Origin of the sequence: Brevundimonas aurantiaca (genome assembly GCF_014199955.1) — a bacterium.
Classification (GTDB): Bacteria; Pseudomonadota; Alphaproteobacteria; order Caulobacterales; family Caulobacteraceae; genus Brevundimonas; species Brevundimonas aurantiaca.
The window spans coordinates 89,863-102,890 of the sequence record NZ_JACHOQ010000006.1 but is presented as its reverse complement, the minus strand read 5'-3'; the positions used below and the strand labels follow the sequence as shown (position 1 = coordinate 102,890).

Here is a 13,028-nt window from a genome sequence, read left to right as displayed (position 1 = left end):
GCATCCGTTCTTCCGACCCAAGAGGGCAATGGCCGCGGCTCCGGACTCCACGCCCTATCAGCGGGCGGGCCAGCTCTGGGACGACCGCATGGGCCTGTCTCTGGCGCACGCCCGGAACTGGCGGCGGATGGCGCTGGCCAACCTCGGGCTGGCCGCCTTCCTGGGGGTCGGCTGGTGGGTTCAGGCCGAGCGCGCCGTGGTCAAGCCGTTCGTGGTCGAGGTCTCCGACTGGGGCGAAACCCAGAGGATCACCGCCATCGGCGGACGCTATGAACCCACAGAGGCCCAGATCGGCCACGCCCTGGCGACCTTCATCCGCGAAGTCCGCTCCAAGTCGATCGATCCGATCGTCATCCGCCAGAACTGGCTGCGGGCCTACGACCTGCTGAGCCCGCGGGCGGCCGCCTTTCTGAACGCCTGGGCTCAGTCGCACGACCCCTTCGCCGAGGTCGGCCGCGAAGCCGTCAACGTCGAAATCCTCAACGTTGTCAAACGGTCGGAGCGAACCTTTGACCTGCAGTGGCGGGAGACGCGCTTCGTCAACGGCCAGCAGGCCGGAACGGAGCGGTGGCGCGCTCTGATCACGACCGGGGTTCAGCCGCCGAGGACGGAGGCGGAACTGATGCGCAACCCCCTGGGCCTGAAAATCGAGGATATCTCATGGACTCCCGACGCTTCCTGATCCTGGCGGGCGCCGGCCTGCTCCTGTCCGGCTGCGCCGTCTTCCGGGGCGAGACGCCCGCCGTCAGCCTGATCGACGCAACCACGCCTGCGGCGTCCGTTGCGCCGGAGCCGACCGACAGGGCGGCCGAGCCCGCGCCGCCGCCGCCCCTGAGTCCGACCGCCCGACCCTATCTGGCGGTCGTCGACGAGAACGCCGGCGTCCCGAATCCTTCCCCGGCCGCGACCGGCCGCGAGGCGATCGCGGCCGCCAACAACGCGGCGGCCGCGCCGTCGCGGTCCGATGCCTTCCAGGGCGGCATGCAGGTCTTCGTCTGGTCGCCGGGCCGGGTCTTCGAAGTCTGGACGGCGCCCTTGCGGGTCACGACCCTGACGCTCGGCGAGGGCGAGACCCTGACCGCCAAGGCGGCGGGCGACACCGTGCGTTGGCAGATCGGCGAAGCCGTGTCCGGGGAAGGAGCGCAGCGCCGGACACATGTGATGCTCAAGCCGCTCGAACGCAGTCTGGAGACCAACCTGGTCCTGACCACCAACCAGCGGGTCTATCTGATCGACCTGAAGAGCGGCGGTCCCGACGCCTTCAACACGGCGGTGGCCTGGGACACGCCGACGCCGGCCTTCGCGCCGTCGGACGCAGGCGCCCTTCGCGCGGAAACGCGCGTTCCCGATCCCGTCGTCATGCCCGAGGGGCCGCTGGACGCCCGCTATCGGGTGGAGCCGCAGGGCCGCCGGCCGCGCTGGACCCCCAACGCCGTATTCAACGACGGGCGGCGCACCTTCATCGCCTTCGAGCCTGATCTCCAGGTCGACGAGGCTCCCGCTCTGTTCGTCATCGCCGCCGACGGCGAGCCCCAGCTGACCAACTACCGCCAGGTCGGCGGCCTGTACGTGGTCGACCGGGTCTTTGACCGCGCCGAGCTGCGGCTCGGCGACCGACGGCCGCAGATCGTCCGAATCCGCCGTCTGGAAGGAACGCGGCCATGACCGAACACCTGCATTCTGAACCGTCGGCTTCCGGAGAGGCCGCCAGACGCCACGGGACATCGGCGCCCAAGGAGGCCGCGCCAGGTCTGTCTGTCCGCGCGCCGCGGCCATCCGCCGTGAGGCTGAGGAGGTCCGTCGTCCAGACCATAGTGATCGGGGGCGCCCTTCTGGTCTCGGGATCGCTCGCCTGGGCCTTCGTGGTGCAGCCGGAATTGCGGGAGAACGCCCGCGACCGCGCCGCCGAGGCGCGCGTGGATGATGTCCGGGGCGCGGTCCGCCCGGCCGAGGCGGTGACCGATCAGCCGGCCACCTATGATCGCCTGCCCGAACCGCGCGTCGGCGGCGAGCCGCCCAATCCGAAGCCGGCGGCGGACTCACTTGCCTCGCCGGCGGAGCCGCCCGTCTATCGCCCGGCCCAGCCGATCGCGCCGCGCGGCCCGCGCCCCGTCGACCTGGCGGCGCGTTCCGGCCTGTTCTTCCCCGCGCAGGATGGCGGCGTCGCCTCGGCGGACGCCGCCCCACAGTCCCGGGGCGACTCCCAGGACCCGGGTCGCGCGGCCGACTACGGCGCGACCTACAACGGCCATGTCCTGACCGCGCCTCTGTCTCCCTACGAACTGAAGGCCGGGGCGATGATACCCGCGGCCCTGCTCACGGCCGTGGACACGGCTCGCGCCGGGCCGGTCGTCGCGAGCGTGACCCAGAACATCTACGACTCCGTCAGCGGGAGGCACCTGGTCATTCCCCAGGGGACCCGCCTGATCGGTCGACACGATGGCGAGAGCGCCTACGGCGATCGCCGCGCCTTCCTGACCTGGGAACGGCTGATCCTGCCGAACGGCAAGAGCCTCGTCCTCGCCGGCGAGCCCGGGGTCGACGCCCAGGGCGCCGTCGGAGTGCGGGGATCGGTCGACCGACGCCTGTTCCCGCTCCTGGTCGGAACCCTGTTCGCCGGGGCGATCACTACCCTGGGCCAGATCGCCCGCGACGACGACGGCTCCGGCGGCCTGCTGGGCGACGCCGGCGACGCGGCGTCGATCGAAGGGGCCCGCGTCGGCGGACGCCTGATCGACCGGGAACTGGAGGTCCGGCCTTCGATCCGTCTGCGCGCCGGCGCGCCGGTGCGCGTGATGGTCACGCGCGACCTGATCCTGGAGCCGTATCGCCCATGAGATCGCCGCCGACCCTTCGCCGCTGGATCGGGCCGGGCGTCGCGCTTATCGCCTTGGGAGGCCTGGCGCTCGCAGCCCGGCAGGGTCCCGCCCTGGCCCTGATCAACGAGAGCCCGAGTCTTCCGCGAGGCCTCTACGCCCGCAGCCTCGGCGGTGGGATCGAGCGAGGGGCCATTGTGGCCGTACCTCAGCCGGAACAAGGTCGGGCCTACCTCGCCAGTCTGAGCATGCCCGAAGAGGTCGTCCTGATCAAACGGGTTGGCGCGGTCGGCGGCGACGCGGTCTGCGCGCGAGACGGGCGCGTGCGGACCCCCGTCGGTGACTACGCCGTATTCGCCCGGGACCGGCGGGGCGCGCCGCTTCCCAACTGGTCGGGATGCCGCCGGCTCGCGCCCAGTGAACTGTTTCTGCTCGGTGACACGGCCGGGAGTTTCGACAGCCGCTACTTCGGGCCGGTGGATCGGACCGTGGTGAGCGGCGTCTATCGGGAGGTTCTGACATGGTGAGACACACGATCGCGGCGTTCGTCGCCGGCGCCGCCTGTCTTTTGACGGGGAGCGGATCGGCCGCGGCGCAGGCGGTGGATTGGCGCGCGGCGGGCGGCGACCTCTTCGGCCGCGCGCCTGCGCAAGCCGATCCCGCCCCTGTCGACGGCGAAATCGGTTTGCCTCGGCTCATGCCGCTGGATCAACCGTTTCAGGAGGCTATCGCGCGTGCGGCCGCCGCGCATGGTCTGGACGAGAAGCTGTTGCACGCCCTGGTTCTGACGGAGTCGGGCTACCGGCCCGATGCGGTCTCGCCGGTCGGCGCCGGCGGGCTGACCCAGCTCATGCCCGCGACGGCCGTCGAGCTGGGCGTGAGGAATCGGTTCGATCCCGCCGAAAACCTGCGGGGCGGCGCCGACTATCTCGCGCGGCAGATCCTCCGCTTTGGAGACCTCCGGCTCGCCCTGGCGGCCTACAATGCGGGGCCGTCGCGGGTCGCTCGCCTGGGCCGGATTCCGGATATCACCGAAACCCGCCAGTACGTATCGCTGGTCATCGACTGTTATCTGGCCCTGACCGCGGGGCAGGGGCCGCGAAACGCGCGCCAATGCCGGCCGGAGGGACGATGATGACGGAGCCCGACGTCCTAGCCGCGTTCGAAGGCCCCGCTCCGCAGGCCGATCTGCTGACCCGGAACGAGGCCTCGGTCTATCTCGCCGAACTCGGCATACGGCTGAAGCCGGCGAGCCTGGCGAGGATGTGGTCGACCGGATCCGGCGGCCCGCCGTGCCGGCATATCAGATCCAAACCCTTCTATCCGAGAGACCTGCTGCGCGACTGGGCGCAACGGCAGATCACCGCCGTGCGGACGGGCGCGCCGGCGGCGGCGCAGGCGCGTCGTCGTGGATAGGGGAGAGCGGATGGCGTCCGATCGCCCGACCATCGCGAGTGTCCTGGCCGATCCCGCCGCAAGCTTCGCGCTCAAGGCGGTCCTGCTGGCCTGGTCGGGTCGAGACGTGGTCGATGCGGCGAATGACGCAGAGCTGCTGAGCGCCATCCTGGGCGCCGAGGCCGACCGGTTCCCAAGAGGATCGTCATGAGCTTCATCGTGGATGGGGAGCCGGTCGAGGCGGGCGGTCGTTCCGACCGCCTGCTGTCCTGGGACCGGGTGCATGATCTGGTGGGCTTCAGCCGTTCGACGGCCTGGCGCCTCCAGCGCGCGGGGGACTTCCCGAAACCCGTTCAGCTGTCTCCGGGCCGGGTCGGCTGGTGGGAGAGTGAGCTCACGGCCTGGAAGACGGCCCGCAGCGCCGGCGGCGCGCCCTTCAAGGTCCGCAAACCCGCCCGCACGCCGCGTCTGCCGGGCATGCCGCGATCGGCTCCCGCACCCGGAGCGCCGCCGCAGGCGTCGCGCGCGACCGGAAGTCAGACGGCCTCGATGGTCGAGCCGTCCCGCCGGAGCCGCCGCAAACCGTCAGCCTCGCCCGAGCAGATCGATTTCGGATTCTGAGAAGGGTGCGCCGAGAACCGGCGCGCCAAAGGTCAAGCGAGTTCGGTTACGGATGTCGATCCAGCCAGTGCATGGCTCCAATCTTCGTTTTCGGCTCAGATTCAGAATCGGCTGTGAGATGCTCCGCCATGCCCGTCCGCGCAGGGGCTATGGTCATGCAGCACTTCGATCACCTTGCACGCCGACACCTGGCCGCCAGCGCACTCGGTCGTCATGCGCGCCAATTCTTTCCGCAGCGCTTGAAGTTGGGCGATCTTCTCGCTGACGTCCGCAAGGTGCCGCTCCGCGATGACGTTGGCCTCGGCGCAGGGCCGGTTCGGATGATCGGACAGATCAAGCAGCGATCGGATGGCGTCCAGGTCAAATCCCAGCTGGCGGGCATGGCGGATGAACGACAGTCGTCGCAGGGCGGTGTCGTCATACAGGCGGCGGTCGCTCGCGGTGCGGGGCGGCTCGTGCATGAGACCAATCTGTTCATAGAACCGGATGGTCGGAATCTTGACGCCCGTGGCGGCCGACAGTTTGCCGATCGTGCGAAGCGGATAGAGGGCGGGGCGGGCTGACATGATTCTGGAAATAGGCGCTTGATCCTCTAGAGGCTAGAGAATGCACAAGGGTCATCCAAGGATCGTTGGAGCCGCCATGACCGAACCCCTGATCTCGGACCGTCCCCCGGCCGCGGGCTGCGGCTGCGGCGCGCCGGTGAAGTTCGACGGCGCCTCGCCCGCCTATCGCCGCATCCTCCTGTCGGTGATCGCAATCAATGCGGCGGCCTTCCTGGCGGTCGCGGGCGGCGCGGTGATCCAGGGTTCGGCCGCCCTCGGCGCCAACGCCCTCGACTTCCTCGCCGACAGCGCGACCTACGCCATCAGCCTGTGGGCCATCGGCAAGTCGGTCCGGGTGCGCTCGGGCGCGGCGTTGCTCAAGGGCGCGAGCCTGGCGCTTCTGGCGGTGTTCATCCTGGGCTTCGCGGTATGGCGGGCCCTGTCGGGCGCTCCACCGGAGGGAGCGGTGATCACGAGTCTCGGTATGTTGGGATTCCTCGCCAACGGCGTGGCCGCCCTCCTGCTCGTGCGCCACAGAGACGGCGACGCCAACGTGCGCTCGGTCTGGCTGTGCACGCGCAACGATCTGATCGAAAGCCTGGTGGTCGCGGCGGCCGGCGGCCTGGTCTGGCTGACCGCCTCGCGCTGGCCAGACCTCATCGCGGGGGGCGTCCTCGCCCTGGTCTTCCTGCAGTCGGCCTGGTCGATCATCCGCCAGTCGCAACAGGAACTGCGAGACGCCGCGTGAGCAGGCTAACGATCACGGTGAGCCCGGACCGGCGTGGTCGGACGCGGCAGGAAAATCTCCCTGCGACGATGTCGCGATTGCGGCGGCGCAGGACCGTGTTATGGGGTGGCATGGGACTGAAATCCGCCGGACGAGGTTGGATGACGGCGCTGCTGGCGTCGGTCTTGGCCCTGTTCGTCATGGTTTCGGCCGTCGAGGCCGCGACCTGCACGCCCGAGTCCCTGAGCGCCCATGCCGCCGAGAGCGTCGCTGACGTCCCCTCGGACCCCGACGACACCGGTCGTACGGACCAGCACGCCATCTGCGCGCACGGGCACTGCCACCATAGCGGCGTCACCGCCGTGGACATTCCTGACGTGTCCGTAGTCCCGGCTCCTCACCAGGAAACGATGCGCGTTCCGGCGACGGATCCGCTCGGCTCATCGGCTCCGGCCGGATTGGATCGACCTCCCCAAGGCTGACGGGATCGCGCGAGACCACGCGCCCTCCACGTCAACCATTCGGGAAACAGGACATGCCATCCCCCCATCGCCGTCGGCCGCGATTCGCGGCGGGCTGCGCACTGGTCGCGATCGCGACCGCACTGACCGGCCCCGCCTGGGCTGATCCGGCCCCCAGCTATGAAGCTTTGCTCGCGCGCCTGGGCCAGACGCCGGCGACCCTCGAGGCCGACGCCCTGTTTGACGCGGCCGAGGCCCGGGTGCGCCAGGCTCGCGTGCGGCCGAACCCGGAACTGGGGTTGGAGGCGGAAAACGCCTTCGGAACCGGACCGTTCGAAGGTTACGGCAATGCCGAGACCACCCTGTCGCTGAGCCAGGATCTGGAACTGTGGGGTCGGCGCGGCGCGCGAGTCGAGGTCGCGCGGGCTGAGGCGGGGACCGCCGCGCTGCGGCGCGACCTCGCCTCCGTCGAAGCTGCGGGCCGTCTCGCCCTCGTCTATGCCGAGGCCGAGGCCGCGGAACGTCGCTTCGCCCTCGCCGATGAGGCGTTGACGGTGACCATCGCGGACACGCGCGCCGCCTTGACGCTGGTCGAGCAGGGTCGCGAACCCCTGCTACGCGGCATCCAGGGAGAAAGCGAAGCGGCCGCCGCACGAGCGGCGCTCGACGAAGCCCAGGCGGAGCGCGACGCGGCCTTCGCCCGCTTGACCGCAGTGGCCATGCTGTCGGCGCCGGTCACCTCGATAGAAGCGAGCCTGATTGATCGCCAGCCCGCAGGAGCCGTCGCCGCGCCGGGCTCGACTCCGGAAGTCCGGGTTGCGGAAGCCGAACGCGAGGCGGCCGAACGCCGGATCGAGGCCGAGCGCGTGCGGAGCCGTCCCGACGTACGCGCCTCGGTCGGCGTGCGTCGCTACGAGGCTGAAGACGCCACCGCCTTCACCCTCGGCCTTAGCCTGCCGCTGCCCCTGTTCGACCAAAACCGCGGCAACATCGACGCGGCGCGCGCCGAGTTCCGCGCGGCGGACGCCCGGCTTCTGGGCGCGCGGCAGGAGGCGCAAGCCGACCGCGAGGCCGCCGAGGCCCGTCTTCGCGCGTCGGTCAGTCGGGTCGGCGCGGCCGACGCCGGAGTCACAGCGGCCGAGGAGGCTTACCGACTGTCCCGGATCGGCTTCGAGGCCGGCCGTATTTCGCAACTGGAGCTGCGCTCGTCGCGCGCCGCCCTGATCTCCGCCCGCAACGCTGCCGTGGACGCCCGCCTCGCGCGGGTCCGCGCTGAAATCGATCTGGCGCGCCTCCAAGGCCGCGCCCCCTTTGGAACGTCGCAATGAACCGCAAGTCCATCCCCAAGTCCTGGCTCCTGGGCGGGGCCGCCGCCGCCGCCGTCCTCGTCGGAGGCATCGGCCTCTATTCGGTCTTCAGTCCCCGACCCCAGCCAGCGGCCGCCGAAGGCGGAGAGGCCAGGCATTCCGAAGGCGAAGAGGGTCATGAGGAGGAAGCCGGAGGGGAGGGCGTCGTTGTCCTGACCCCGGCGCAGATTCAGGCCGCGAGCATCGCCGTCGTGGCGGTGACCGGCGGGGGCGGTGGCGAGACCCTCTTAGCCGGCCGCGTCGAGCCGATGGTCGACGCGCGGGCGGCTGTCGCCGCCTCGGTGGGCGGGCGCGTCGAGCGGGTTCTGGTGGCGCCTGGACAATCCGTCCGGGTCGGACAGCCCTTGGCCGTCCTGGTCAGTGGCGATGCGGCCACCTTCCGCGCCGACGCCGATGCGGCCGCCGCTTCGGCCGACGCCGCGCGACGGGCCTATCAGCGTGACCAGAACCTGGAGGAGGCGGGCGTCGTCGCCCGCCAGGATGTGGAAACCTCGCGGGCGCAGGCCCTGAGCGCCGAGGCCTCCGCCCGAGCGGCGCGGGCCCGCGCCTCCGCCGCCGGATCGCCCAATGCGTCAGGTCGGCTAAGCGTGACCAGCCCCATCAATGGTGTCGTAACAAGCGTCCAGGTCGGACCCGGCGGGTTCGCCGCTCAGGGCGGGGTAGTCGCCGAGGTCACCAATCCCGCCCGCGTGGAGATCGTGTTCAACGCGCCGCCCGCCTTGGCCGCCCAGGTGCGCCCCGGCGCCCAGGTGCATGTGCAAGGCTCGAACGGCGAGTTCGAGGCAGTGGTGACCGGCGTCGCGGTCGACGCCAGCGAACAGAGCGGCGCAACGGTCATTCGGGCCCGGCCGACCAGCGTCGGCCTGCCGCCGGCCGGCTCGGCCGTGAGCGGATCGATCGTCACCGGCGGGGTCGCCGGTGGGCTGACCGTGCCGTCGGAGTCTGTCCAGACCGTCGAGGGCGCCACCGTCGTCTTCGTCCGCACGGCCGAGGGCTTCCGGGCCGCGCCGGTCCTGGTCGGCCGCCAGGCGGGAGATCGCACGGAAATCCTGCGCGGGCTTGATGGCTCCGAACGCATCGCGGGCGCCAACGCCTTCCTCCTCAAGGCCGAACTCGCCAAGGGCGAGGCCGAGCACGAAGACTAGGGAGCGACGCGCATGTTCAACGCCATCATCGCGGCGTCGGTCCGGTTCCGCTGGTTCGTCGTCATCGCCGTCGCGCTCGTCGCCGGTTTCGGTCTGTTCGAGCTGACCAAGCTTCCGATCGACGCGGTTCCCGATATCACCAACCGGCAGGTTCAGATCACCACCGTGGCTCCGGCGCTCGCGCCCGAGCAGATCGAGCGACAGGTCACCTATCCTCTAGAGACCGCCCTATCGGGCATTCCAGGCCTGACGAGCACCCGGTCGCTGTCTCGCAATGGGTTCAGCCAGATCACGGCCATCTTCACGGACAAGACCGATATCTACTTCGCGCGACAGCAGGTCGCCGAACGACTCGCCGCCGCGCGCGAAGGCCTTCCCGAGGGCGTCGAACCCGGCCTGTCGCCGATCACCACAGGCCTCGGCGAGGTGCTGATGTGGACGGTCGACTATGTGCCGCTCAACAGCCGCAATCTCGCGCGGCCGGGGCAGCCGGGCTGGCAGGCGGGCGGCGTCTACCTGACGCCCGAGGGCGAACGACTGACCACGCCGGAGCAGCGGGCGACCTATCTCCGCACGGTGCAGGACTGGATCATCGCGCCGCAGATGCGTGGCACGGAAGGCTTGGCCGGCGTCGATACGATCGGAGGCTACGTCAAGGAATACGCTGTGCGGCCGGATCCGGCCCGTCTGTCAAGCTACGGCCTGGGATTACGGGATCTGACGGAGGCGCTGGAGCGCGCCAACACACAAGCGGGAGCCGGCTATATCCAGCGTGCGGGCGAAGCCCTCGTCGTACGCACGGACGCGCTGGCCAGCACTGTCGAAGACCTCGCTCAGGCGCCCGTCGTGAACCGAGGCGGTCTGGTGGTCCGGGTCGCCGATGTTGCGACCGTTGAGATAGGACAGGGGCTGAGGCTGGGCGCAGCAAGTCGCGACGGCCACGAGGCCGTGCTTGGCACAGCCCTGATGATCGCCGGCGGCAACAGTCGCACGGTGGCGCAAGCGGCCGCCGAACGACTGGCCGAGGTGGACGACAGCCTGCCGCCTGGAATCGTCGCGGTTCCGGTGCTCAACCGGAGCGAACTGGTCAACTCCACCATCGCCACGGTGGCGCGCAACCTGACCGAGGGGGCGTTGCTGGTGGTGGTGATCCTGTTCCTGCTCCTGGGCAATATCCGCGCGGCGACCATCACCGCCCTGATGATCCCGCTGTCGTTCCTGTTCGCCGTCATCGGCATGAACCGCTTCGGGATCAGCGGCAATCTGATGAGTTTGGGGGCGCTGGACTTCGGCCTGATGGTCGACGGCGGCGTTGTCGTCATTGAAAACACGCTGCTGCTGCTGACGCAGCGCCGGGCCGCGCTCGGACGCATGCTGACCCGGCATGAGCGGCTCGAGGTCGCGGTCCAGTCCGCCCGGCAGATGGTCAAACCGGCGGCCTTCGGACAACTGATCATCCTCCTCGTGTTCGCGCCGCTGCTGATGCTCGAGGGCGTCGAGGGCAAGACGTTCCAGCCCATGGGCGCAACGGTCATGCTGGCGTTGGTCGGCGCCTTCATTTTCTCCTTCACCTTCGTGCCTGCCATGACCGCCTTGCTCGTGCGTGATCCCAAGACGGTTCACTTAGGACCGGACGGCCAGGTCGCGGACCACGAGACATGGATTCTGCGTTTCGCGCGCCGGCGCATCGAACCCGCGATCCAGGCGGCCGTCGCTCGGCCCAAGGTGGTGCTGATTTCCGCGGCGGCGGCTCTGGCGGTGGGCGCCGTCTCTTTCACGGCTCTGGGTCGGGAATTCATCCCGACCCTCGACGAAGGCGACATCGCCATGCAGGCGTTGCGGGTCCCCTCGGCGTCGCTGGAGCAGTCCTTGGCGATGCAAATGGCGCTGGAGCGCGCCATCAAGGCCCAGCCGGAGGTCGAGACCATGTTCTCGCGAACCGGCACCGCCGAGGCGGCGGTCGATCCGATGCCGCCCAACATCTCCGACAGCGTGATCGTATTGAAGGATCGCAAGGACTGGCCAGATCCGGGGCTGGAGAAGGAAGCCCTGATCGAACGGATCGAGGAGGTCGCCGGCCAGCAGATCGGAAACAATTTCGAGTTCAGTCAGCCGATTGAACTGCGGTTCAACGAACTGATTTCGGGGGTCCGCACCGATCTCGCCGTCATGGTCTACGGCGACGACTTCGCGACGCTCCAGCGCGTGGCGGATCAGGTCGCCGGGTCCCTCAGGGAAACGGAAGGCGCGGCCGATGTGCGTGTTGAACAAGCCTCTGGCCTTCCGACCCTGACGATCAGCGTGGATCGCTTCGCGGCGGCGAGCTACGGCCTGTCGGCCGCGGACATCAGCGAGGCGGTTTCGGCAGGCGTCGGAGGCGCCGAGGCCGGCCGCATCTTCGAGGGAGACCGGCGTTTCGACGTCGTCGTTCGCCTTCCGGACGCCGCGCGCAACAATCCCGCGGCCCTCGCGGCTCTGCCGATCGTGTCTTCCAGCGGCGTCGTGATTCCGCTCGCTTCGGTGGCGCGCATTCAGACCGCCGAGGGGCCCAACCAGATCAGCCGGGAGAACGGCAGCCGACGCATGGTGGTGCAGGCAAACGTGCGTGGACGCGATCTCGGCGGCTTCGTCTCGGACGCGCAGGACCGTGTTTCGCAGATCGATCTTCCCGCCGGCGTCTACCTGGACTGGGGCGGCCAGTTCGAGAACCTGAAGCGCGCCGAGCAACGGTTCAGCATCGTCATTCCGATCGTCTTCGTCCTGATCGGGGTGCTGCTGTTCCTGGCGCTCGGCTCCTTCGCTGAGGCCGGGCTGGTGTTCGCCTGTGTGCCGCTGGCCCTGATCGGCGGGGCGCTGGCTTTGCTGCTGCGCGGCATGCCCTTCTCGGTGTCGGCCGCGGTCGGCTTCATCGCGGTGTCAGGCGTCGCCACCCTCAACGGCCTGGTGCTGATGCAGGCCATAAGGGAGCGTCTGACGGCCGGGCTTCCGCCCAGCGAGGCCGCGATCGAGGGGGCGTCGAGCCGTCTGCGCGCGGTCCTGACCACCGCTCTCGTCGCCATCGTCGGCTTCATCCCCATGGCCCTGGCGCACGGAGCGGGCGCCGAAGTGCAGAAGCCCCTGGCGACGGTCGTCATCGGCGGCCTTCTGACCGCCACCGCGTTGACTCTGCTGGTGTTGCCGACTTTCGCCGCCAAGGCGGTCCGACACCGCGCCTCGGAAGGAATGGACGATTGATGAAGATGACGTCAGAGGACCGCCAGCAACGCCGAACCCTGCTCGTGGTTCTGATTCTCAACGCCCTGCTGTTCGCGGGGCTCGGCGTCGCCGGCTGGATCGCCGACTCCAGCGCGCTGCTGGCCAACGCGGTGGACAACGCCTCAGATGCCGCCGTCTACCTCATCAGCTTCCTGGCCGTCGGGCGCGCGGCGACCTGGAAGCGCGGAGCGGCCCGCACCTCGGGCGTCCTCCTGTTGCTCTTCGCCCTCGGGGTGCTGATCGACGTCGGGCGGCGCTGGTGGTTCGGGACAGAACCCATCGGCTGGACGATGATGGCGCTCGCGCTGGTGGCCGCGGTCGTGAACCTGATCTGTCTCGGCCTCCTGCGACGGACCCGCAAGGATGACGTCAATATGCGCGCCGCCGAGACCTTCAGCCTGAACGACTTCGCCTCGAACGGCGGCATCCTTGTCGCCGGCGGGCTCGTGCTTTGGCTCGATCAGGCGTGGCCCGACCTCGTCGTCGGGCTGATCGTCGCCGGCATTGCGGTCAAGGGCGGGCTCGAAATCCTGAGGGACGCTCACGAGGACTCCGGAGGCGGGCAGGAGGCGGCCTGATGGCGGATACGCCGCAAGGCCGAGCCTAACGCCGACCTGGTTCAGGAGAGCCTTGCCGGGTCCGTCCCGAAGCTCGGGTGGCCCTCGAACACACCCGATCGCGGTCCGCGAGGTCAAC

15 protein-coding genes are annotated in these 13,028 nt (G+C 69.7%); 14 read left to right on the top strand and 1 reads right to left on the bottom strand.

Annotated features, from left to right (window positions below):
• The first annotated feature begins 28 nt into the window (after nt 1-28).
• Genes trbF through GGQ93_RS12455 form a run of 8 tightly spaced genes read left to right on the top strand, consistent with a single transcriptional unit; the run spans nt 29 to nt 4,832 of the window.
• A complete protein-coding gene (trbF, locus tag GGQ93_RS12490; protein WP_260171213.1) occupies nt 29-682 on the top strand; it encodes a conjugal transfer protein TrbF in 654 nt (217 codons plus the stop codon).
• Nucleotides 661-1,665 (top strand): TrbG/VirB9 family P-type conjugative transfer protein, encoded by a 1,005-nt coding sequence (locus tag GGQ93_RS12485; protein WP_183217390.1) that lies wholly within the window; start codon nt 661-663, stop codon nt 1,663-1,665. The genes trbF and GGQ93_RS12485 overlap by 22 nt, the downstream gene beginning before the upstream one ends.
• Nucleotides 1,662-2,837, top strand: coding sequence for a TraB/TrbI/VirB10 family type IV secretion system protein (locus GGQ93_RS12480; RefSeq protein WP_183217388.1), 1,176 nt, complete (start codon nt 1,662-1,664; stop codon nt 2,835-2,837). The genes GGQ93_RS12485 and GGQ93_RS12480 overlap by 4 nt, the downstream gene beginning before the upstream one ends.
• The gene (locus tag GGQ93_RS12475; RefSeq protein WP_183217386.1) at nt 2,834-3,343 is read left to right on the top strand and encodes a S26 family signal peptidase; all 510 of its coding nucleotides are present in this window, start codon (nt 2,834-2,836) and stop codon (nt 3,341-3,343) included. Before GGQ93_RS12480 ends, GGQ93_RS12475 begins: the two co-directional genes overlap by 4 nt.
• Nucleotides 3,337-3,951: a lytic transglycosylase domain-containing protein gene (locus GGQ93_RS12470; RefSeq protein WP_183217384.1), complete on the top strand. Its 615-nt coding sequence runs from the start codon at nt 3,337-3,339 to the stop codon at nt 3,949-3,951. The genes GGQ93_RS12475 and GGQ93_RS12470 overlap by 7 nt, the downstream gene beginning before the upstream one ends.
• A complete protein-coding gene (locus tag GGQ93_RS12465) occupies nt 3,948-4,232 on the top strand; it encodes a hypothetical protein (protein WP_260171212.1) in 285 nt (94 codons plus the stop codon). Before GGQ93_RS12470 ends, GGQ93_RS12465 begins: the two co-directional genes overlap by 4 nt.
• 10 nt (nt 4,233-4,242) lie before the next feature.
• Nucleotides 4,243-4,422, top strand: coding sequence for a hypothetical protein (locus GGQ93_RS12460; RefSeq protein ID WP_183217382.1), 180 nt, complete (start codon nt 4,243-4,245; stop codon nt 4,420-4,422).
• Nucleotides 4,419-4,832 (top strand): helix-turn-helix transcriptional regulator, encoded by a 414-nt coding sequence (locus tag GGQ93_RS12455; protein WP_183217381.1) that lies wholly within the window; start codon nt 4,419-4,421, stop codon nt 4,830-4,832. Before GGQ93_RS12460 ends, GGQ93_RS12455 begins: the two co-directional genes overlap by 4 nt.
• A 101-nt stretch (nt 4,833-4,933) precedes the next feature.
• Here the strand turns inward: GGQ93_RS12455 and GGQ93_RS12450 are convergent, their stop codons facing one another.
• Nucleotides 4,934-5,398 (bottom strand): MerR family transcriptional regulator, encoded by a 465-nt coding sequence (locus GGQ93_RS12450; protein WP_183217379.1) that lies wholly within the window; start codon nt 5,396-5,398, stop codon nt 4,934-4,936.
• 76 nt (nt 5,399-5,474) lie between these two features.
• On the opposite strand from GGQ93_RS12450, the gene GGQ93_RS12445 reads away from it, so the two are divergent.
• The 6 genes from GGQ93_RS12445 to GGQ93_RS12420 all read left to right on the top strand — a co-directional run bounded on the left by GGQ93_RS12445 (nt 5,475) and on the right by GGQ93_RS12420 (nt 12,910).
• A complete protein-coding gene (locus GGQ93_RS12445; protein ID WP_183217377.1) occupies nt 5,475-6,125 on the top strand; it encodes a cation efflux transmembrane domain-containing protein in 651 nt (216 codons plus the stop codon).
• A gap of 110 nt (nt 6,126-6,235) precedes the next feature.
• On the top strand, nt 6,236-6,586 hold the full coding sequence (locus GGQ93_RS12440) for a hypothetical protein (RefSeq protein WP_183217376.1): 351 nt from the start codon (nt 6,236-6,238) through the stop codon (nt 6,584-6,586).
• A gap of 53 nt (nt 6,587-6,639) precedes the next feature.
• Nucleotides 6,640-7,893 (top strand): TolC family protein, encoded by a 1,254-nt coding sequence (locus GGQ93_RS12435; protein ID WP_183217374.1) that lies wholly within the window; start codon nt 6,640-6,642, stop codon nt 7,891-7,893.
• Nucleotides 7,890-9,077, top strand: coding sequence for an efflux RND transporter periplasmic adaptor subunit (locus GGQ93_RS12430; RefSeq protein WP_183217372.1), 1,188 nt, complete (start codon nt 7,890-7,892; stop codon nt 9,075-9,077). The genes GGQ93_RS12435 and GGQ93_RS12430 overlap by 4 nt, the downstream gene beginning before the upstream one ends.
• Before the next feature lie 12 nt (nt 9,078-9,089).
• Nucleotides 9,090-12,311: an efflux RND transporter permease subunit gene (locus tag GGQ93_RS12425; protein WP_183217370.1), complete on the top strand. Its 3,222-nt coding sequence runs from the start codon at nt 9,090-9,092 to the stop codon at nt 12,309-12,311.
• Complete coding sequence (locus tag GGQ93_RS12420; RefSeq protein WP_221233708.1) at nt 12,311-12,910, top strand: cation efflux transmembrane domain-containing protein; 600 nt, start codon at nt 12,311-12,313, stop codon at nt 12,908-12,910. Before GGQ93_RS12425 ends, GGQ93_RS12420 begins: the two co-directional genes overlap by 1 nt.
• Nucleotides 12,911-13,028 lie beyond the last annotated feature (118 nt).